Annotated in this window: 15 protein-coding genes and 1 riboswitch; of the genes, 8 read left to right on the top strand and 7 right to left on the bottom strand. The window is 35.6% G+C overall.

Annotated features, from left to right (window positions below):
• Nucleotides 1–116 precede the first annotated feature (116 nt).
• The 4 genes from H6G25_RS11255 to H6G25_RS11240 form a co-directional block, all read right to left on the bottom strand.
• Nucleotides 117–977 carry an HAD family hydrolase gene (locus H6G25_RS11255; RefSeq protein ID WP_242034940.1) on the bottom strand — a complete coding sequence of 287 codons (861 nt, stop codon included), beginning with the start codon at nt 975–977 and terminating at the stop codon, nt 117–119.
• A gap of 222 nt (nt 978–1,199) precedes the next feature.
• Nucleotides 1,200–1,862, bottom strand: coding sequence for a phycobilisome degradation protein NblB (gene nblB, locus H6G25_RS11250; protein WP_190392556.1), 663 nt, complete (start codon nt 1,860–1,862; stop codon nt 1,200–1,202).
• 77 nt (nt 1,863–1,939) lie between these two features.
• Nucleotides 1,940–2,398 carry a CBS domain-containing protein gene (locus H6G25_RS11245; RefSeq protein ID WP_190392555.1) on the bottom strand — a complete coding sequence of 153 codons (459 nt, stop codon included), beginning with the start codon at nt 2,396–2,398 and terminating at the stop codon, nt 1,940–1,942.
• Nucleotides 2,399–2,785: 387 nt separating this feature from the next.
• Complete coding sequence (locus H6G25_RS11240) at nt 2,786–3,916, bottom strand: FAD-dependent oxidoreductase (RefSeq protein ID WP_190392554.1); 1,131 nt, start codon at nt 3,914–3,916, stop codon at nt 2,786–2,788.
• A 360-nt stretch (nt 3,917–4,276) separates the two neighbouring features.
• On the opposite strand from H6G25_RS11240, the gene H6G25_RS11235 reads away from it, so the two are divergent.
• From H6G25_RS11235 to cobJ, 5 genes are all read left to right on the top strand, one after another.
• Nucleotides 4,277–4,999, top strand: coding sequence for an IS1634 family transposase (locus tag H6G25_RS11235; RefSeq protein ID WP_347239171.1), 723 nt, complete (start codon nt 4,277–4,279; stop codon nt 4,997–4,999).
• A 712-nt stretch (nt 5,000–5,711) separates the two neighbouring features.
• Nucleotides 5,712–5,870: riboswitch (cobalamin riboswitch) on the top strand.
• A gap of 41 nt (nt 5,871–5,911) precedes the next feature.
• Nucleotides 5,912–7,366 carry a precorrin-3B synthase gene (gene cobG / locus H6G25_RS11230; protein WP_190392553.1) on the top strand — a complete coding sequence of 485 codons (1,455 nt, stop codon included), beginning with the start codon at nt 5,912–5,914 and terminating at the stop codon, nt 7,364–7,366.
• Nucleotides 7,359–7,985 (top strand): precorrin-8X methylmutase, encoded by a 627-nt coding sequence (locus tag H6G25_RS11225; protein ID WP_028091528.1) that lies wholly within the window; start codon nt 7,359–7,361, stop codon nt 7,983–7,985. Before cobG ends, H6G25_RS11225 begins: the two co-directional genes overlap by 8 nt.
• Nucleotides 7,985–8,692, top strand: a complete 708-nt coding sequence (locus H6G25_RS11220) for a precorrin-2 C(20)-methyltransferase (protein ID WP_190392552.1) — start codon at nt 7,985–7,987, stop codon at nt 8,690–8,692. Before H6G25_RS11225 ends, H6G25_RS11220 begins: the two co-directional genes overlap by 1 nt.
• Nucleotides 8,693–8,832: 140 nt before the next feature.
• Nucleotides 8,833–10,542, top strand: coding sequence for a precorrin-3B C(17)-methyltransferase (gene cobJ, locus H6G25_RS11215; RefSeq protein WP_190392551.1), 1,710 nt, complete (start codon nt 8,833–8,835; stop codon nt 10,540–10,542).
• A 327-nt stretch (nt 10,543–10,869) separates the two neighbouring features.
• On the opposite strand, the gene H6G25_RS11210 is transcribed toward cobJ, so the two are convergent.
• On the bottom strand, nt 10,870–11,133 hold the full coding sequence (locus tag H6G25_RS11210) for a glutaredoxin family protein (RefSeq protein WP_190392550.1): 264 nt from the start codon (nt 11,131–11,133) through the stop codon (nt 10,870–10,872).
• Nucleotides 11,134–11,274: 141 nt separating this feature from the next.
• Here H6G25_RS11210 and H6G25_RS11205 point away from each other — a divergent pair, with 141 nt between their 5' ends.
• The 3 genes from H6G25_RS11205 to H6G25_RS11195 all read left to right on the top strand — a co-directional run bounded on the left by H6G25_RS11205 (nt 11,275) and on the right by H6G25_RS11195 (nt 18,724).
• The gene (locus H6G25_RS11205) at nt 11,275–12,555 is read left to right on the top strand and encodes an ATP-binding protein (RefSeq protein ID WP_190392549.1); all 1,281 of its coding nucleotides are present in this window, start codon (nt 11,275–11,277) and stop codon (nt 12,553–12,555) included.
• 334 nt (nt 12,556–12,889) lie between these two features.
• Entirely contained in the window at nt 12,890–16,009 is a 3,120-nt protein-coding gene (locus H6G25_RS11200) for an ABC transporter substrate-binding protein (protein ID WP_190392548.1), read from the top strand.
• Between the two features lie 33 nt (nt 16,010–16,042).
• Nucleotides 16,043–18,724 (top strand): ABC transporter substrate-binding protein, encoded by a 2,682-nt coding sequence (locus H6G25_RS11195; RefSeq protein WP_190392547.1) that lies wholly within the window; start codon nt 16,043–16,045, stop codon nt 18,722–18,724.
• 247 nt (nt 18,725–18,971) lie between these two features.
• On the opposite strand, the gene H6G25_RS11190 is transcribed toward H6G25_RS11195, so the two are convergent.
• Nucleotides 18,972–20,477 (bottom strand): TolC family protein, encoded by a 1,506-nt coding sequence (locus H6G25_RS11190; protein WP_199319733.1) that lies wholly within the window; start codon nt 20,475–20,477, stop codon nt 18,972–18,974.
• 80 nt (nt 20,478–20,557) lie between these two features.
• Nucleotides 20,558–21,739 carry an ABC transporter permease gene (locus H6G25_RS11185; RefSeq protein WP_190392546.1) on the bottom strand — a complete coding sequence of 394 codons (1,182 nt, stop codon included), beginning with the start codon at nt 21,737–21,739 and terminating at the stop codon, nt 20,558–20,560.
• Nucleotides 21,740–21,794: the final 55 nt, after the last annotated feature.

The following is a 21,794-nucleotide window of genomic DNA, read 5'->3' as shown; positions in this document are numbered from 1 at the left end:
GAAAACCAAAAAGGACACCGAGACGAAACACGGCCAGTCGTCGGTGTCCTTTTTGTGTGTATAGTCTGTGTTGTTGGTTAATGAAAGTATGAACAAAGACCGATGATTTTACCTTTCTAGGAAAGCAAGAATTTTTCTATTGCTACTGCAGCGCCATCTAATTCTACACTAGGCGCTACCCAATTAGCCATCGCTTGCACTTGGGCTGGTGCGTCACCCATGGCCACACTAATACCGGCATAACTGAGCATTTCTACATCATTGAAATTATCACCGATAGTCATGACATGATGACTTTCTAAACCTAGCATTTCTTCTGCTAGATAACGGACAGCATTACCTTTATTAACATGAGTATTCGCTGCTTCTAAGAAAGTGGGGACGGATGTTGTCATATATAAATCTGTGGGTTTGTATCTAAGGCGTAAATCAGCTAAAAGTTGTTGAGTTAAATTTGCGTCCTCAGACAAAGCTAATATCTTAGTGGGTTCATGATCTAATAATTGACGTAAATCACCGACGGGAATAGCAGTCACACCACAACGCTGTTGATAATTATCCGTTTCTTTGGTGATTTCTCGCACATAAAGTTGATCATTGATGTAAAAATGGACTGACAGAAGCGATCGCAAATCCGGCTGTTCAAAGTATTCTAGTAGTTGTTGGGTAATTTCTCTAGATACGGGTAAATGACGATGAATTTTATGATTACTTGGATCTTGAATCCAAGCACCTTGATAGGCGATTAATGGCAGTGTAGAGCCAATTTCCTGATGAAATCGCAAGGCTGAACAATACATTCTTCCGGTAGCAATAGCGACTTTAATTCCTTTTTCTTGCACCTTGGATATAACTTCTTTGACGGTAACGCTGAGATTATTAGAATGTCCGGTAATTGTCCCATCTATATCTAAAACTAATAGTTTAATATTCTTTTCACCTTGAGTCCGATTTGATGTTAAATAATTATTGTACATTGTATCCATTAACTCCCCATTTTTTAGTGTCGTTTAAATTGTATGACACTCCCCGTTCTAGAGAGAAAAACTATATCCTGTGCGGTTAGTTTTCACTAAGTGTATAAGTCATATCTGTAATCATAAAAAATACGGAGGCAATTTTTAATAACTATAAAATTGATCATAACCTGTGCCAACTTATTAGTAGTTGCGCTTCATCGAATAAACGCAACTACCAAGTTAAACTAACTGTAAAGCTTCTCTTGCTTCTTTGGCGATAACTTCTACATCATCATTTACTAAAGTTGCTAAAGTTGCTTTAGCAGCATCATCGTCTAAACGAGACAAAGCTTGTACAACTCTATAACGTACTTGCCAGTCTGGATTAGTGCTGTACGATACTAGTATGGGAACTGCTTGTACATCTCCCAATTCACCAAAAGAACTGATGGCCGCAGTTTGAATTAAGCCATTATCAGAAGAAATTGCTTGCTTAAGTAGTTCAAATCCCCTTGGATCTCCTAATTCCCCCAATGCGGCAATAATACTAAACTGTACTAGCCATTCTGGGCTTTCTTGGTAAAGTTTTTTTAAGTCTTCAAAAGCATCATGTAATTTTAGCGCACCTAAACAGTCTGCCGCGGCGGCTTGGACATCTGCTTCAGGATCATTCAGTAAAACCCGTAATATTGTCAAGGATAATTGTAAATCCTGGGTTCCCAGGGTATCCATTTGACTGACAGCAGCATAACGTACCCTCGCACTGCTATCACCTATAGCTATTTGTACTAATTCTAAACCAATATGTGGTTTTAGCGACCGGATTTGATTAACCGCCCGCAAACGATCACCTAAATTTTCAGAACTCAGTAATTCCTTGACACTATCAGCAGAAATAGTCATTTAATTATCCTCATGTTGAGTGTAGTAGATGGTAATTGGGAAAACTCCGATTGTTAGTCTTCCCAGCAACCTGTGACTTAATCAGCAGCCATAGCGCGAATAATATCACCACGAGTGAGAATCCCAATTACCTTACCTCCATTGTCAAGGACTGGGAGACGGTGAACCCTATGTTCTTGTATTAATTGCGCTGCTTCCTTTAATGATTTATCAGGAGAAATAGTTAGAGGGTTCTTACTCATAACTTCGCCTACAGTCTGCCCTAAAGCCTTATGTAAGTCTCGTTCATAAGTACCGGGATTTTGTAAATAAATAACACTATCCAAAATCATAATATATGCGGGTGGAGTTACACCAGTTTCTTGCCACATCAAGTCTGTTTCTGATATAATTCCCACCAATTTACCTGTATTATCAATTACAGGTAAACCGCTAATTCGTTTTTCTGCTAAAATCTGAATAGCTTCTTTTAAGGTAGTCTGAGGATGAACGAGGATAGGATCACGACTCATCACATCAATAACCGTTTTAGACATTTTTTACCTACACCTTTTATCAAGATCCTATTAACTATTGTAGAAAATAATCGCTAATAACAATACCTTCGCCAACACCCTAAAACCCTACTGATATGGTAACGATTTTATTGGGTTTGGGATTGATTTTGGGAAAATTAGCATAAGTGTTGTAACAAATAAATACTATATAACCCACTTGGTATCTTTTTGAGACAGCGACCACTCAAAAATGTGCATAATTACGTAACATGGTTGTATTACAGCAGATTATTGGTAAATGGTGTACAAACATAAACAATTAAACCCTTGTGGTGCGGGCATCTTGCCCGATACAGGTGTACCTTACTCAAACGAAATTCTCTGTATTAGTATTCTTACCAGAAAATGAAGTGGGAAATCTGGGTTTTATCGAAACTGTGCCATAAAACAGCTATCAATATAGTTTTTCCAGTACCATAATAATTGGTGGGGTGGTAAAGTGAAATTTCCTCTCGTAGCTAATGCTTTTCTATCTCCTGTAGTAATTAAACTCAAATATGCTTTTTGTGGTTGATAGAGTTTTAGCGACTTACCCAAGATCGTTCTTTTTAAATTCTCATACAAGGGTTTACCTTGACGCACCGCAAACACACCCGCTTTTGGCAAGAGAAGATCAATTATAGTCGCAATATCACCTGCTGCAAAAATATGGGAGTGAGTAACAGATTGCAAATTATTATTAACCAAAATAAAACCCCTTTCATCTGTAGCAATTCCTGAATCCTTTACCCAATCTGCGGCTGATGCTTGTGTCACCCAAAAAACTTGATCACATTCAACTTCTAATCCAGATTCACATTTAATTTCTAAGTTTTGATTTTTTGGTGAAACTTGAACCACCGTTTCTCCCAAATGCAATTTTACACCTTTATTAATTAGAACTTTCTCCATAATTACCCGCACCGATAAATTGTAATTTGGCATTAATTCATGACTTCTTTGCCATAAATGCACCTGTAGATTATCTATTCCCAAATTTTCCAACCCTGCTTGCATTGATAAAGCTAATTCCACACCACCAGCGCCACCTCCAACAATACCAATACTTAATTTTTTTTGCGGATTTATAACTAAATTTTCTCGTAATTTATTCCAGTGTTCTAAAAGTTGTGCCACTGGTTTAGCTGCAACTGTATATTCTGCCGCCCCTGATACGGACAATTTTTCAGGAGTGCTGCCAATATCAATAGAGAGAATATCAAAATCTACTATAGATTGGTTCGCACAAAGCACCTTATTATTTTTTAAATCCAGCCCAATTACTCGTTCGATGTATAATTTTGCACGAGCTAATTTACATAAATTTTCCAAATCAATATGGCATTCAGTATAATTATAAAATCCGGCAATATGTCCTGGTAACATTCCTGAATATGGTGTATATTTATCTGGGGTGATTAAAATTAATTTCACTCCTAATAGTGGATAAATACCAAAAAGTTTTAATACAATAGCATGACTATGACCACCACCAACTAGAACTATATTTTTCATCATAATTTTTTTCACAACTCAATTAAAACTTGCTGTTAATTTATCCCACATTCCGCACCCTGAACTGGCACAGATCAAAAAAGCCCTTAAAGTAGTACATAAAAACTAAAAATAAATTAAACAGAAAGAGTCTTAATGAGAAGAAGTAGCATTAAAAGGAGGGTGATGTGAGAAAGTAAAGTTTCCTAAAGATGCCGAAAGAAAAAGAAAATTCAAGATGATTAAAAAATTTATTATTCAGAAAGCAAGAAATGAGAGAATCATAATAGACAAGTAGAGAAAACTGTTGTGAAATTAAAACCCCAAAAAATAGAAATTCAGAACATAGACCATCTAGGGATAGTAGCAGGAATCATAGATTAAATCGGAATAATAGAAATAATAAATGAATCAATAGGAGTCGAAAAAGACGAAAAAGTAAATGCAGGTCAAGTAGTAAGAGCCATGATAATAAACGGGTTAGGATTTGTCTCTAAACCGTTATCAAAATTATCAAAACAATTAAAATATCACCAAATTAAGGAAATTTTGGTTACTCAAGTCAAATCTAAGACAAAAGATTCTCCAGAAGAAACATCTTACCAAATATCAGCCACAGTCTCCCAGGATGAAAGTAAAATTAATACGGAAATGCTGAGTGCAGGGCGTTTTATTATTGCCACTAATGTTTTAGATTCAAATGAACTTAGCAATAATTCCATGTTGATTGAATATAAAGCCCAACAATCCTGTGAAAGAGGGTTTGCTTTTCTCAAAGACCCATTATTTTTTGCTGACAGTATTTTCCTCAAAAGTCCTGAAAGAATAGAGTCTCTGGGAATGATTATGGGTTTATGTCTACTAGTTTATACTTTGGCTCAACGTCAAATTAGAAATGCTCTCTTCAATTCTAAATCAACAATTAAAAATCAATTAGGTAAAGCAACAGACCGCCCTACTTTGCGCTGGATTTTTCAATGCTTTCAGTGTGTTCATTTAGTTATACTCAATCAGGAAGAACATATTTCTAATTGGAATAAGGACAGAGATTTTATCTTGAGTCTTTTACCAGATGATTGTTTACGTTACTATCAATTAGTCACCTAATTATTATCTCTATCAATTTAATTTCTCTTGTAAAGATGAGCTAATTTCTTTGATTTATAGCTCTATTTTACTATGTTTATAATTTCGTTTTTTACTTTAATTGATTAGGCTAACTTATGATTTGTCTTTTGAATCTCTTATTTTATTTATTTGTTGTCCTCTCCAGGTGGTGTGCATTGTTATTGCTTTTTATTGAGAATAGGTTTTGATGCCATTTTTGGTGATTTACTGTTTCTCAAATGCCTTTTTTCACTTTATATGTTTGTTTTGATTCTCTCTTTAATTTTTCTCTACGTAATTTACCCCGGTGACAGTTTGGGGTGCGGAATGTGGGATCTATACCTTAAAACAATATCGGTACAGCAGGTTTCAGCCTATTCACCAAAAGTCGAACAGTAAACAGTAATTAGTAATGGGTCATTGGATTAGGACTTACACAAGAAGATATCACCAAAAGCCTTATTGTTGCTTAGGGGTGATTTTAGGGGTGATTCATGAATTACTTTCCTTCAGTTTTGCCTAAGTCCTGACCAAAAGTCTAGTAACAGCCAAAATTAAGTTACACTTTTGGCTAATTTTGATTGTCATTTTGACTATTTTGAAATTGGTGAAACTAAAAAAGCGGCAAGAACACTATAATCTAGGACTTATGCAAGTGTCACACCAAAAACCTATAATCCTGAATATCGTGATCCTGATTGAGACAATTAATCAAAAAATACTATTTTGTGGTACAATGCTAAAACTTAGGGTTGGGAAACTTCGGTGTAATTCCGGGACTGTGCCGCAACTGTAAAGCAATTTTGGATTTGACTAAAGATCTCAAGTCTAAAGTTGGGTAAGTCAGAATGCCAATTCTAGGGTATCTATTCAATTTCTGTCTCTGCGTCACACAGAGAAGGAGTCACGATTTTGCAATTTCCATTGACTGCTTGTCCAGGGTTATTTTACAATACATTGGCCCAAGATGGTTTTCTCTGTCGTCTGAGAATACCAGGGGGAATGATTAATTCTCAACAATTTGAGGCCATAGCGGATATTTCTGATCATTATGGTGGGGGCTATATTGATATTACTAACCGCGCTAATATCCAAATTAGAGAAATTAAACAAGAGATAAATATTCAAGTTCTGGAAAAATTACAAGCACTAGGTTTAGCTTCTAGTAATGCTAGTGTAGACCATATCCGCAATATTATGACCAGTCCTACAGCGGGTATTGATACTCAAGAACTAATAGATACTCGTCCCCTAGTTAAAGCTTGGGAAAAATATATTACAGCACATTCTCATCTTTCCCAATTATCAGCGAAATTTAGTGTGTGTTTTGATGGTGGAGGCAAAATTTCGGTAAAAGACCGCCCTAATGATATCATCTTAGCAGCAGAAATCACTAACAGCAATATCCATTGGCGATTATATCTCAGTTATGGAAAAAAAGGAGAACCAGCCAAAGACACGGGAATTTTACTTAAACCAGTAGAGACAATAGCAGTTTTAGCAGCATTAGCAGAAACTTACCTCAAACACATAGACATTAAAAACAGTCGTAAACCACGTTTACGAGAAATCATCAATCACATCACCATCGAAAAATATCTGCACCAAGTCAAAGAAGAATTAGAGCCAAACACATTTAATCTTGAAGAAAATATTAGCCGCGAATCTGCGTCTCTGCGAGAAAAAAATCTTATAGGCATTCATAGCCAAAAACAAAGCGGGTTATATTACATTGGTATTGTTTTACCTCTAGGAAGACTAGAAACCTATCAAATTCGAGGTTTAGCTAATCTTGCGAAAAGATATGGTGATGATAATATCAGGTTAACACCTTGGCAAAACTTAATATTAAGCGATATTCCCCAAAATCAAATCATAGAAGTCGAGAAAGAAATTACCAACTTGGGTTTAAACTATTCACCAACGGACATCAAAAGTTTTTTAGTAGCTTGTTCTGGGAAACGAGGTTGTGCTGCTGCGGCCACAGAAACGAAAGATGATGCTTTAGACTTGGCAAAATACCTAGAAAATCTTATGATTTTAGATTGTTCGGTTAATATCCATTTTAGTGGGTGCTGTAAATCTTGCGCTCAACATACCCAAGCTGATATTACCTTACTTGGTGTTGCCGGTGAAAATTTTCCGGGTTATCAAATTTATGTTCTTGGTCATTTGCTCTATGAATATGTGACTTTGGCTAAAGTTCCAATTCTAATTCAGCAAATATTAGAAGTGTATCAGCAACAACGTCTAAGTTTACAGGAATCCTTCAGGCAGTTTATTGACCGTCAAAAACACCAATTAAACCAATTATTTAGCAAATCCAGTCCAAATTCAACAGTTACAGTTTTAAAATACCATGTTTGATTACATCCGTGATGCTAACGAAATATACACTAAATCCTTTGAAATTATTCGCTCAGAGTCCAATCTCCATGTGTTGCCAGACGATGTAGCTAAAATTACGGTTCGTCTGATTCATGCCTGTGGAATGACGGATATTGTCAAAGACTTAGGATATTCTTCTACAGCGGTAGAAGCCGGGAGAAAAGCCTTAATTGACGGCGCACCGATTTTGTGCGATTCTCACATGGTAGCCGAGGGGATAACAAGAAAAAGACTACCCAAAAATAATAGGGTGATCTGTACCCTAAATGATCCAGAAGTACCACAACTGGCTAAAAGATTAAAAAATACAAGATCAGCATCTGCCTTAGAATTATGGCGCTTTCATATAGAAGGGGCAATAGTGGTAATTGGAAATGCACCTACAGCACTATTTAGGCTATTGGAAATGCTAGACGAGGGAGTTCCTAAACCGGCGTTAATATTGGGTTTTCCCGTCGGTTTTGTGGGTGCGGTTGAGTCAAAAGCCGCATTGTCCGCAGATAGCCGCAATGTACCATTCTTAACTTTACATGGAAGACGGGGCGGAAGTGCGATCGCTGCGGCTGCTGTTAACGCTTTAGCAAGTGAGGAAGAGTAATGGCTAACTCTGGAGGTCGTCTTTATGGAATTGGTGTCGGACCTGGAGACCCAGAACTTATTACCTTAAAAGCCTTACGTATCCTCCGTTCTGTCCCCGTTGTCGCTTATCAGTCAGCGGTAGATAAAGAAAGTATCGCCAGAAAGATTGTTTCCCCCTACCTGGATAATCATCAGATTGAGGTATTATTTCATCTCCCTCGCGCCTTAGAACCAGAAAAGGCCAAATTTATCTACGACCAAGAAATTCAACCCATTGCTGACCATTTAGCCGCAGGTCGAGACGTGGTGGTTCTCTGTGAAGGAGATCCGTTTTTTTACGGTTCATTTATGTATTTATTTACTCGATTAGCTGATAAATACAAAACAGAAGTTGTTCCCGGAGTTTCCTCACTTATGGCTTGTCCTGTGGCTTTAGGTTTGCCATTTACCTATTATAATGATGTTCTTACCGTTTTACCTGCGCCATTACCAATAGAAATACTAACTAGCCAACTTCTAGCAACTGACGCGGCGGCCATTATGAAACTTGGTCGTCATTTTCCTAAAATTAGGAATCTTCTCCACGAACTAGGACTAGCTTCACGGGCTAGATACATTGAACGCGCTACGACAACGCAACAACGTATATTACCTTTAGATGAAGTTAACCCCTTGGAAGTACCCTATTTTTCCATGATTATCATCCCTACCAAAAATAAATTGTAGGAAATTGGGAATTGATAACTCTTAATCACTAATGATTATAACATTTCCTACCCCACTAGCGTATTTATCTGCCTTCATCTGCGGTTAATTCCCCATTTCTATCCGGTCTAAATTCTCAATAGCTTAGTTTCGTCAAATACATGAATACAAGAGTAGTCCCTGCGGTTGTAGTTTTAAGTCAAAATAGCGTTATTGTGGGGCGGAAAATTACTAATATCTTTGCAACTGCGAAATTATACGGTTTGGCTAGTCGTACTCATGATACTGATATTAGTTTTACCGACTTTGGCGAAACTGTGCGGAAATTGTTCGCTGCTGGTACGCCAGTAATTGGTGTTTGTGCGGCTGGGATTCTCATTAGAACAATTTCACCTATTTTAAATGATAAAGGACAAGAACCACCTCTTTTAGCTGTCGCTGAAGATGGAAGTGCTGTAGTACCGCTTTTAGGTGGACTGAGTGGTGTAAATGATTTGGCGCGTCAAATTGGAGAAGTGCTGAATATTAAACCAGCAATTACCACCACGGGGGATATCCGGTTTCATACCGCTTTGTTGTCTCCTCCCTGGGGATATCATTTAGCTAACCCAGAACAGGGGAAAAAATTTATTGCTGACCTATTGGCCGGGGAAAAAGTCAAGTTAGTGGGAACAGCGCCTTGGTTGAAGGAGAGTAATTTACCTATTGATGAAAACGGCGAGTTAAAGATTAAAATTACCGAATATTTGGGTAATTATGACTCTGATTGTTTAGTTTATCATCCTGCGACCATAGCGATCGCTCTCACCAACCCAGAAACAGATACAATTACTCAAATTCAGCAAATACTCACAGAATCTAACTTAGCATCTGTTGCCGTCGCTGGCATATTTGCACCTCTTCACCTGGCCAATAATTCCCAACTCCATGCTACAGCTAAGGCTTTAAACGTTCCTGTCCGGTTTTTTCGGGAAAACCAACTCTCCTCCGCTTCAGCCCTAGCCTTAGCCGCCACAGGTACAGATGGTCGAATTATATCATCTCCATCTTCTTCTATTGCCGTGGCCATTTCCAGCCAAATTATCAACCCCGCCACAACAGGACAAGCCCAGGGAAAATTAGCTATTATTGGTACTGGTCCTGGTGCATTTCAATGGATGTCACCACAAGTAAGGGAAATTTTGCATTTAGCTACGGATTTAGTAGGTTATAAAACTTATATTAATTTAATTGCGTCCCTGGCTGTTGGGAAGCGCGTCCATGAATCAGATAATCGAGTAGAAGCAGAAAGGGCTTATCAGGCGCTAGACCTAGCCGCAGCGGGAAAATATGTAGCGGTTGTCTCTTCTGGCGACCCCGGTATTTACGCAATGGCGGCGGCGGTTTTTGAGGTTTTAGACCAATATAATAAACCAGAATGGCGCACAATTGATATTCAAGTCGCCCCTGGTATTTCTGCTATGCAAGCCGCAGCCGCCCGTATTGGTGCGCCTTTAGGACATGACTTTTGCGTAATTTCCCTATCTGATATTTTAAAGCCTTGGGAAATTATCGCCGAAAGAATCACCGCTGCGGCTGCTAGTGATTTTGTGATTGCTTTCTATAACCCTGTATCAAAAGAACGCAATTGGCAACTAGCGGCCGCGAAAAAGATTTTATTAGCACACAGAAAACCTCATACACCAGTAGTATTAGGAAGAAATCTGGGGAGAAAGGGAGAAGAGGTTAAAGTTATTACTCTAGAAGAGTTAGAACCAACATTAGCAGATATGGGAACTGTAATTATTATTGGTTCTTCCCATACTCAACAAATTCAACGAGATAATAATATTTGGGTTTATACTTCACGCCGCTATAATTCTGAGGAATGATGTTTTTTATATAGCAGGGAATAGTCTCCACTAAAGTACAAATTTATCTGCGTTTGTCTGCGGTTAATTCATTATTCCTGCACCTGACAGCAGAAGGGAAATGCTATATCTTTCAAGATATAATTCACTTAATTATGTCTAATTTATATCTGAAAAAGACTTGATTTTTTGATTCTGATCATCAACAATAAAAACATCATGTTCCAGACATGATTGTAGCCAATAAAAGTGACAGAAGCCCTAAAAGTGTCCGCTTTTGCGGACATTTTACTTTTTTTAAATAATGTAAATATACTCAAATCTCAGTATCGCCCCGAATATACTGTTTTAAGTTTTCACATACTTAGCTAAAAATTTTTCCAGTCCTTCGACACTGAGACGAGGAGAGGGACGAGGTATGGCTTGTTCCTTACCTTCATTAGTGACAAAATAGAGTACAGGTATTTCATATTGATACAATGCAAACCAATTATCATCAGTGGTAATGTCCCGAATTTCTAGCTCAAAACTCAGAGTTTTGATTTGGGCTAATTTTTCCTGCAATCCTTCACAAAGGTGACAACCGGGCTTGCTGTAGAGAATTAATCGCATAAAATCATACTTAGAGAACTATTTAACATTCACTCAGATCCCCGAATTTTTTAATCAGTCAGGAATCTCAAGGAGATAACCTGTATTATGACTATTATGGACTATTATGGCTAATAACATCAGAATTAGGATCTCCGAAATATGGCTAATCCTTTCTTCGCCAATATACCAGTTCCTCCAGAATATTTTATCGGTCGCACATCTGAAATCACAGCCGCTTTTGACACAATTCATGCTCGCAGTCATTTAGCTATTTGGGGTGGTCCAGGAATGGGGAAAACTTCTTACTTAGACAAAGTTGCTTGTCCCCAAACCTGGAAAGAATATGGACTAGATTCATCTCCCGCTGTAATTGTATTATTCAGTTGTCAGAGTTTATACCCCTTTACTCCTGGTAAGTTTTGGGCAGAAATTTTGACGATTATGGATGATAAATTAAAAAATGAGCCAGAACTACAAACAGAAATTAGAAACTTAAGAGGGAATAATATTACAAATGATACTCTACGTCAAGCTATAACAAAGTTAGGTAGAAAAAATAAATTCCTGGTTTTGTTGGTAGATGACTTTGACGCAGCCTTAGAAACCAATGGGGAATATACGGAATCTGATAGAGAAACATTTTTAGCTCAATGTCGTAGTTTAGCCGTTCATGGTGCTAACAAAAAACTTACCATGATTGTCACCTCACTTCAGCGCCTCAATGAAATTGGTCCACCACTCAAGCCAAATGCTTCTCCTTGGTATAATCACTATATGTATCAATCTTTGAAAAAATTTGATTACCAGGAAACAGAGCAATTATTATCAGTATTTCCACCAGAATTAAGAAATGGAATTAGAAATATTACTGGTAGTCACCCGACTTTAATACAAATTGCCGGTTTTTTACTATACATAGCAAGACAACAAGGAGAAGAAGTTGATATCAATAAATTTAATAGTGATTTTGAAAGGGATTTTGAAAGGGATACTAAACAGATTTTTGAAACAATTTGGAAAAGATGTAATGACCAACAAAAAACCTTATTAATGCTCATTGTTTTGTTATATCTAGACGGTCATTTAGAGCAGAAAGACTTTGATTTAAAAGGTATTGGTCGCATTTTGAACCAAAATGAACGCAGTTTAACTGAATTAGAAGAACAGGGGGTAATTGTTTCGGAAATCAGGCCAAAACCAAAGTTACCAAAAGAAAAAGAAAAGATATATTTATTCACTTCTTCAATTATGAAAAAGTGGGTAATTCAGGAGATTTGGAATACAAAACCTAGTGAAATCAGAAAACGCGAGAAAGTATTTCTTAATCTGATGAGTCATGGACAAGTTGAGGAGATGAAAAAAGCAATTACTTGGTCAGGTCAGCATCAAGATACGGTTGTATCCCTCCTTAAACTTGGTCGTGACATATTATTTGGATAGGACTTACAGGGGTTTCCGCTTTTATGAGGTACATCTTAAGCCCCCTCCTCGCTTGCGGGGAGGGGGTTGGGGGTGGGGTTCTTGTACCTCATAACATCAGGAAGTGCTGTATCTAAATCTCAAAAATCTCAGGTGCGTTACGCTGACGCTAACACACCCTACTGCTGTAAAATATATAGTAGGGGTAATTCATGAATTACCCCTACACAAAAATAAACAAAAATAAACAAAAATTTTTAGTAAGATATTGCGTAAATTCTACAGAGAATGTATAGTATCAATATTCCATTTTTATTTAAAGCCAAGTGTATAATAGATGAGGAGTACAAATAATATGATTAATCCTTACAATATAGGTTCTGTTATTGATGAACCAGACCAATTTTTTGGTAGACAAAGTTTATTTGAGTTTATTAAAGATACTTTAGAACAAAATACTCCACTAATTCTCTTATATGGTCAAAGACGGATTGGTAAATCTTCTGTACTCAAACAAATTCCTCAAAAGATAAGTTATAGTGAGGATCAATTTATTTTTATTGATTTTGATATCCAGGTTTTTGTCAATAGTGATCATACTCCCATCAATCAAATTCTACATTATCTAGCACAGAGAATTGGAGAAGAAATAGAAAATAGTCTTACGACTATTCCTATTACTATTCCTACAGCAGAAGATATAGAAGATGATCCTACAATTTTCCATGAGAATTTTTTAACTCAAATATACAATATATTAGGTGAAAGAAAGCTGGTTTTATTGTTAGATGAGTTCGATGTTTTAAGTGAAGCAAATAACGAAGGTAATGTAGAATTTTTCAGATTAATCAATAAATGGTTTTCAAAATGGCCAGAACGATTATTTATTATTCCCGTAGTGGGACGACATCTTAAAGAACTACCAAATCTACTTTCTTTGCTGAGAGAATCACCCTATAAGGAAATCAGTTTTCTGGACAAAGATAGTGCTGTAATGCTGATTACCAGACCTGTTCGAGGAGTTGTTACCTATCAGCAAAATGCAATAGAAGAGATATTCAGTTTATCAGCAGGTCATCCTTATTTCACTCAAGTAATTTGCTATCAGCTTTTCAATTTAGCGCGGGAACGTCAGATATGGATATGGACAATAAATGCAGAAGATGTTAAAACTATCATAGATAAAGCAATTCAAACAGGAGAAGCTGGTTTAGCTTGGTTTTGGGATGGTTTATATCCTCAAGCACAAGTTGTTTTTTCAGCAGCAGCAGAAGCTCAACATAGAGAAGAGCAAGACGACCGAGTTTCCTATAACCCCAAACTACTACTAGAAGAGTATGGCATATTAACAGATTCCTTAACTCAGGTAGCCAAAGAAATGGCTGACTATGGTTTTTTACATGAGTCAAAAAGAGTCAAAATTGAGTTAGTCCGGCGTTGGTTATTGCAGAAACATCAGCTAAAAGATGAGATTAGTAAATTAGCAGAAGTTAATCAGCAAGACGTTGAGTATCTCTGTTCGGTAGCACAAAATCAACCGCAAATAGCATTACAACTTTATGAAGAAGCATTAGGAATTAATCCTAATAATTTTCAAACTGTAACCTCTCTGGCGAAAGAATATTTAAAGGTAGAAAAATTCGACCAAGCTTTTGAACTTTACAGTCGGGCTTACAAATTTTACTCTATTAATGATCAACAGGAAAGGGTCTTACAGCCTGTATTTGATCTAGTTACAGAATATTCCCAAGCAAACAATTTAGATAAAGCTTTAGAACTGTATGCACAAGCCTATAAAATTGCTCCAGAAGAGAGCAAAAACGGTTTTATAGAAACATTAGAACAATACGCACATAACCTGACCATTAATGAAGACTTTGCTCGCGCCAGAAAACAGTATGAACGAGTTTTACAAATTGATCCCAATAGACAATTATCTCAGCATAAATTGGCAGCAATTGGAGCTTTTGAATCTAAGTTAAAAGGTGTAGAAAACCTAAGCTCACAACCACAAATCATAGCAAATCAAACTACAGTAAAACCGAACCCATTCAGACAAATCATGAAAAGACCTGTTACATTTGTTGCTTTAACTACGGTTGTATCTGTTTTCGGTTTTGGTATTTATCAGCAGCTTTCTAGAACCTGTCCACCAGGTGAAAAGAAAGAATTAGGTGTTTTTTGTGTGGTAGATAATAGCAAAATTAGCCGAGGTGAAAGAACCTTATTTCCTAATAATAATAATCCCTCTCGTGACCAAGGTATTGCAGCTTTCAAAAATGGTAATTATCAAGAAGCGGCTAAGTTATTTCAACAGGCCATAAAAGCAAATCAAAATGATCCAGAAGTAGTAATTTACTATAATAATGCCCGCGCTCGTCAACAGGGTTCTCCCTTTATATTGGCTGTCGTTGTACCCATAGGTACTAACCCAAATGACGCTCAAGAAATCTTACGTGGTGTAGCACAAGCCCAAAACCAATTTAACGATAATAAAGGTTTAAATAATAGGTTTCTTGAAATTGTCATTGCTAACGATGATAACACCAAATCAGCGCAACAAGTAGCACAACAATTAGTTAAAGATAATTCCATATTAGGTGTAATTGGACATAATTCTAGTGATGCTACACAAGAAGCATTACCAGAATATGAAAAAGCTAGTTTAGCAATTATTTCTCCCACTGCGGCTAGTATTTTACTCAAAAGTTCTGTTTTTTTTAGAGCAGTTTATTCTGATCAAGTCACGGGAACCAAACTAGCAGAATACACTTTCAATAATTTGAAATTAAAAAGAGCAGTCATTTTTGCTAATCCTAACAGCCCTTATAGCAATAGTATCAGAGAAGTATTTACTAATCGCTTTGAAAAATTAGGCGGTGAGGTGGTTCGTAAACCCCTAATTGATTTAACTGATATCAATTTTGATGCGAGGGGCGAAATTTCCGCCACTGTCTATAGTAGAGATAAATTTGCACAAGCAGCTATATTGTTTCCAGATACACAAAGCACTGATACTGCCATCAAGATTGCTACAGAAATTACCCGTAGAAATGCCAGACTCAAGGATGATCCCCAAAGCGGACGAGTAAAAGAGTTAAAAATGTTAGGTGGAGGCAGTCTTTATGGGAACGAAACCTTAGACAAGGGTGGTAATAATGTAGAGGGTTTAATTGTTGCTATACCCTGGTTTAGAGAAACTCCACAAGCAAAGGATTTTGCTCAAAAATCTGAAAAAAAATGGGGCGGAGGTATTAGTTGGCGTACTGCAACTAGCTTTGATGCTACCCAGGCATTTATCAAAGCTCTATCTAACAATGCCACACGAACTAATTTGTTAGAAAAATTACCAAGTATCAAGCTTGACAGCAATGAAACATCAGGCTATCAACTCAAGTTTACAGAAGAAAGAGAACGCGAAGGGCAATCTATTCTTGTTGAAGTTAAAGATGGTAAATTTGTTCCAATTGAATGAGTTACAATGGGAGATTGGATGTATGATTAGAGCATGATTACTACTTCCAACCTTCACAGAAACCCATACATTATCGGTCGTCCCATTGGCTACCGAGAGTCCCTGTTTGGCCGAGAAAGTATATTTAAGCTTGTTCAAGAGAATCTTCAACAGTCTCAACAATTACTATTGTTATACGGACAAAGACGTATTGGTAAATCATCTATCATCCTTAGTATTCCCCAGCAATTGGCGGAATTGGCGGAAGTGAATGCGTTTGTTTTTGTTACCTTTGATTTATCATTTTACAGTCAGCAGCCCTGGAGTAGTATTTTAGCAGCACTAGCTCAAGCAATCGTAGATAATTTAGAGCTAGAAACTAGCATATCACCACCCACAACCACAGAATTAGAATTAGAAATTAATATCTTTGAACGTCAATTCTTACCGCAAGTTTATCAACAATTGGAAAACAAAAATTTAGTTTTACTGTTGGATGAATTTGATGCTTTAATTAGTCAAGATTTAGAATCATCGGCCATAGAATTAACAAAAAAGATTTTCCGCAGATTATCTGATATCACTAAAAGAAATAATAAATTATTTATAGTTATATCCATAGGAGAACATTTAGCAAGTACACTTAATATCCTGAAAATATTTGAAGATGTGCCTAAGATAGAAATTGGGTTATTAGATAAAGATAGTACGAAGGAATTAATTACGAAACCAGCCCAAGGTGTACTTGAATATGAAGAAGAAGCTATCAAAGCGATTTTCAATCTATCCGCAGGACATCCATATTGTACACAAATAATATGCTTTGCTATTTTCAGTAGAGCGCGAGAACAGAATAGTTTTAAAATTACTAGTGCAGACGTAGAAAAAATTGTAGATACAGCAATTGAAATCGGTGAAGCTGGTTTATCCTGGTTTTGGGCTGTTTTTTCTATTCCCGAACAAGTCGTTTTTTCCGCAATTGCACAAGCTCAAGAAACTGGACAAAACTACTTAAAATTACTAGAAATTCAGGGAATTGACGCAAAAAATCAACTGATTAATCAAGCCCGAAAACAACTGGTAGACAATGGTTTTTTAGATGCAACCGGAGAGAAAATCAAAGTAGAATTGGTGCGTCGCTGGATTATAAAACGTTATCCTCTGCAAGATCAAATCGGTCAATTCCGTGAATTTGAGGAAAAAAAAATTCCTAACCAGAAAGAGATTATTCAATTACCAGAAATAGTTGATAATAATCACATAAGCAACATTATAACAAATCCTAGCAATAGTCATACTAATATTTCTACAAAACGCCCATTAATGATTTTAACAGCAGTTGCAACTACCATGACAATTGCGGCTAGTATTTTGGTTGCTAGTTATACTAATCTCTCTCTACCAGATTCAAAAAGGGAATTAAAAATTTCTTCTTCTCCCACACCAGATTATGCACCGGATAATAATACAATTAGTCGAGGTGATAAAACATTATTTTCTAATATTAATAATCGCTTTCGTGACCAGGGTATTGAAGCTTTTAAAAATGGTAATTATCAAGAAGCAGTTAATTTATTTCAACAAGCTGTCAAAGCAAATCCTGGCGACCCAGAAGTATTAATTTACTACAACAACGCTCGCGCTAGTCAAAATAGTTCTTCCGTGAGTTTAGCACTGGTTGTACCTATAGACAGCAAAACTAATAATGATAATGCTCAAGAAATATTACGTGGTGTAGCTCAAGCACAAGACCAATTTAATAATAATCAAATTAAAAATAATCTCAATAATCAAGGCTCAAACGGTTTATTATTAAAAGTTGTCATTGCTAATGATAGTAATAACCCAGAGGAAGCAAAACAAGTAGTCCAGGAAATAGTCAAAGATAATTCTATATTAGGAGTAATTGGACATAATTCTAGCGATGTTACTAAAGCTGTAATACCAGAATATGAAAAAGCTGGTTTAGCGATTATTTCCTCTACTGCTACTAGTAATTTTTTAAAAAGCTCAGTTTTCTTTAGAGTAGTTGATTCTGATGAAATTGCTGGAAAAAAATTAGCTCAATATACTAATAGTCTAGGGTTTAAAAAAGTCGTGATTTTTAATAATCCTAACAGCCCCTATAGCAAGAGTATCACAGAGGCATTTACAGATGAATTTAAAAAAATGGAAGGTAAGGTAGTTCATACAATTGATTTAAGTGACAAAGAATTTGATCCAAGAGAAGAAGTTAGTATCAGTATCAATGAATTTCAAGCGGAAGCTGCTATCTTATTTCCAGATACAGAACACACTAATACTACAATTGAGATTGCTAAAGCGAACAAAGATGATAATTCACCTTTAAGTTTATTAGGTGGACACACTCTTTATAGCAATGATACCTTAGTCAAAGGTGGAAAGGCTGTAGAGGGAATGATTTTATCCGTTCCTTGGTTTAGAGAAACTTCACAAGCAAGGGCTTTTGCTGAAAAATCTGGAAAAAAATGGGGCGGAGGTATTAGTTGGCGGACTGCAACTAGTTTTGATGCGACCCAGGCTTTTATTCAAGCTTTATCAAAAGATAATACTCAAGATAATACCCGAAATAACGTATTAGAAAGATTAAAAAAGGTTGAGCTTAACAATAATCAAACCTCAGGTTATCCACTCCAGTTTACCAAAGAAAGAGAGCGTCAAGGACAGTCTGTACTTGTAGAGGTTAAGAACGGGAAATTTACTATGATTCCATAATTCCATTATCACAAAAATTACAATAAGGATGTACAGGATGAAGACGGGGATTTTATGATTATGTAAATTATTTAAAATGGTGGGTTATACAGGGGTTTCCGCTCTTATGAGGTACTTCATTTGCCCCCTCCTCGCACCCCCTCAACCCCCCGCAGCGGAGGGAAGAAAAGGATAAACTTTTGATATTGGAGGGGGTTGGGGGTGGGGTTCTTGTGCCTCATAACGTCGGGAAGTGCTGTACATATCATTATTTGACCCATTTACCCAAAGTAATTCCTAAAAACTGTTCTAGTTGAGTAATGCTATTCAAATGGTTAATAATAGCATTAAGTTCTTGATTTTGAGCATCAACTAAACTTTTTTCAAAATTAATAATATCAGTCATTGAAATATTACTGCTTAACCTCATTCTTTCTTTAGCATTAATAATCTTCGCTTCTGCTAATTTTCGTGCTTGTTGCGCTAATTCAACTTGTTTAAAAGTATCTTTAACATTACGGATTTTATTTTTCAATTCCTCATTCAAATTATCCTGAGTTTTTGCTAAAGTATAATTAGCGTTTTGTAAGCTAATCTCACTTTTAACTAAAATATTATTTTGACTGAGATTACCAAATTCACGATTTAATATTAAAGAAGAACTTAAATTATTTGTATCTTGAGTATTAGAAGCACTATTAAAACCATAACTCACATTTAATTTTAAATCTAATTGTTGTTGGTTTTTAGCTTCTGTGATCCCAAATTTAGCATTTTCCACAGCATTAACAGCAGCAAGATAACCAGTATTATTAGCTTTAGCTAATTCTAGCATTTCTGTAAAAGCTGGTAGATTTAAACTTTTTGGAGGTTCAGGAGTTTCAATAGCAATTAGTTTTTTTGTTATGGGTAAATCTATAGTTTTAGTTAATTCAGAAATTGCTTGTTCTAAACTTGATTGTGTATTCAGTAAATTTACTTCTTGTTGAGCAATATCAGCTTGACGCTCAACCAGATCATTTTTAGGAATTCTCCCAAATTCAAATAATGCTTGTAATCTTTCTAAATCTTTTTTAGCATTAGTAAAAGACAATTGTTCAATTTTCAATCTTTCCTGAGCTAACAATAGATTTCTATAGCTCAATATAGTATTTGTGATTGTTTGAGAAATAGTATTTTTCAGATTTAAAATATTTGCATTTTCTGTCAAGCTTGCTCTTTTAATACTCAGAGTATTTAATTCTCTACCAAAATCCTTTAATAAAGGTTGACTAAAATTAAGGTTGACACTTTGACTTAGAGTATTTGTATCTGAAGAAGTATCTAACGAGCTAGTACGAGATAAAAGATTTTGTCCTTGCCATGTTAAACTTAAATTACCACCGGTAGGAATTTTTAAATTAAAATTAGCACCTAAAGCCGTAGTTATATCATTATTGGTATTATTACCAGCTTGATTATTATTAAAATTCAACGATAGTTGTGGGTTAAAAGTAGGACTGAATTGAGATTCAGTTTCAGCTAATTGTTTTTGATCTAAAATACGTTGAAGATCAGCTATTTTTAAATCTCGATTATTTTGTAAAGCTAAATAAACAGCATCATCTAATCTTAAAAATAACTCATGACTAGAGTTATTTAATATTAATTGTCTATCAAAATTAGATTTTTGTAAATTTGTTTGATTGGGGATAGTTTGAGATTTTCCTAAACCGGGAAATAGAAAAATTAATAGTAGAGATAAAGATGATATTGGTAATAAAAAACGATTCATAGTAAAAATAAAAAATTAGGTAGATTAGGTAGGTTGGGTTGACAGAAAAAAACTCAATATTAACATTATTATAACCTTACTTATTGAGAACGTAAAGCCTCAACAGGATCTAATTTACTAGCTCTCAAAGCAGGTAAGAAGCTAGAAATAATACCTACCATAATCGCAGAACCGAGAGAAACTAAGGGAGTTTGATAACTGAATTGATATGGTAAATTAAATAAAATTAGAGTTATCATAGTAATTCCTTGTACAGTAGCTATTGCGATTATTCCTCCTGTTATACTAATAAAAGTTGCTTCTAGCAAAAACTGAATTAAAATATCCTTTTGAGTAGCACCAACAGCGCGTCTTAAACCAATTTCTGAAGTCCGTTCTAAAACTGATGCTATAGTAATATTAGCAATTCCTACACCTCCAACAAATAAAGAGATACTTCCGATAAGTAATAAAATAATAGTTACATTATTTAATAATTTTTCTAAACTTTTTATTTGATCAACATTACTAGAAGCAAGAATATCTATATTAGAAAATCTTCTTCTTAAAATGCTAATTGCTTGATTTTGGAGTTGTTCTATATTTTCTGGATTCTGGGGAGTAATGGTGATTTTCTCAAAAAAGGGACTAGATTTTAGAGATTGATAAACCGATAAAGGAATTAATATCAATCCTTGATTATCGCTCCAGGAATTACTTGTTTTACTTTGAATAACACCTTGAATATAATAAGACTTATTTTGGAAATAAATCATTTTTTTCAAAGGATTTTTACCTTTAAATAGTTTTTGCGCGAGTAATTGATCAATGATAACAACTGAGCGATTTTGCTGTAAATCATTAATAGTAAAAAACTTACCAGCAATTAATTTTCTTCCTGAAATCGCTAAAAAATCTGGTGTTACTGCTTGACTTTCCACATCGATTTTTTGATTTCCCAGTAAAATAGTATCACTACCACCATTTTGTAAAGGAGCAATATATTTCCAACCAGATAACTTTGTTTTTAACCAAACTAAATCTTCATTTTGATATTTTTTTGGTTGAGATGTTAATGAATTATAAGGAGACTGAATATAAATTTGAGGAGATTCCATGTTTTGTAATTGTGTTTTTAAATATATTTTCCCGATATCGCTAACTTGTAATGTTCCACTGACAGCAAATACACCCATAAATACACCCAAACTGCTCAGAAATGAGCGCGAGGGATTACTGCGTAAAGAGTTAAATGTTAAAGATAATAAATCATTGATGTTCATGAGAGTAAATATTTTCAAATATTTTCAAAAAAATTAGTTTATTTAGTTATTTTTA

It is taken from the genome of Dolichospermum sp. FACHB-1091 (assembly GCF_014697585.1).
Lineage (GTDB): Bacteria > Cyanobacteriota > Cyanobacteriia > Cyanobacteriales > Nostocaceae > Dolichospermum.
The sequence above is the reverse complement of the archived record's forward strand: the minus strand, read 5'-3'. Positions and strand labels throughout refer to the sequence as shown.

Excerpts from the sequence above, each read along its gene's own strand:
- cobJ (WP_190392551.1), top strand. The coding sequence starts at position 8,833 with ATGAATACAAGAGTAGTCCCTGCGGTTGTAGTTTTAAGTCAAAATAGC.
- H6G25_RS11240 (WP_190392554.1), bottom strand. The coding sequence starts at position 3,916 with ATGATGAAAAATATAGTTCTAGTTGGTGGTGGTCATAGTCATGCTATT.
- H6G25_RS11220 (WP_190392552.1), top strand. The coding sequence starts at position 7,985 with ATGGCTAACTCTGGAGGTCGTCTTTATGGAATTGGTGTCGGACCTGGA.
- H6G25_RS11185 (WP_190392546.1), bottom strand. The coding sequence starts at position 21,739 with ATGAACATCAATGATTTATTATCTTTAACATTTAACTCTTTACGCAGT.
- nblB (WP_190392556.1), bottom strand. The coding sequence starts at position 1,862 with ATGACTATTTCTGCTGATAGTGTCAAGGAATTACTGAGTTCTGAAAAT.
- H6G25_RS11190 (WP_199319733.1), bottom strand. The coding sequence starts at position 20,477 with ATGAATCGTTTTTTATTACCAATATCATCTTTATCTCTACTATTAATT.
- H6G25_RS11255 (WP_242034940.1), bottom strand. The coding sequence starts at position 977 with ATGTACAATAATTATTTAACATCAAATCGGACTCAAGGTGAAAAGAAT.
- H6G25_RS11225 (WP_028091528.1), top strand. The coding sequence starts at position 7,359 with ATGTTTGATTACATCCGTGATGCTAACGAAATATACACTAAATCCTTT.
- H6G25_RS11245 (WP_190392555.1), bottom strand. The coding sequence starts at position 2,398 with ATGTCTAAAACGGTTATTGATGTGATGAGTCGTGATCCTATCCTCGTT.
- H6G25_RS11200 (WP_190392548.1), top strand. The coding sequence starts at position 12,890 with ATGATTAATCCTTACAATATAGGTTCTGTTATTGATGAACCAGACCAA.
- H6G25_RS11210 (WP_190392550.1), bottom strand. The coding sequence starts at position 11,133 with ATGCGATTAATTCTCTACAGCAAGCCCGGTTGTCACCTTTGTGAAGGA.
- H6G25_RS11205 (WP_190392549.1), top strand. The coding sequence starts at position 11,275 with ATGGCTAATCCTTTCTTCGCCAATATACCAGTTCCTCCAGAATATTTT.
- H6G25_RS11195 (WP_190392547.1), top strand. The coding sequence starts at position 16,043 with ATGATTACTACTTCCAACCTTCACAGAAACCCATACATTATCGGTCGT.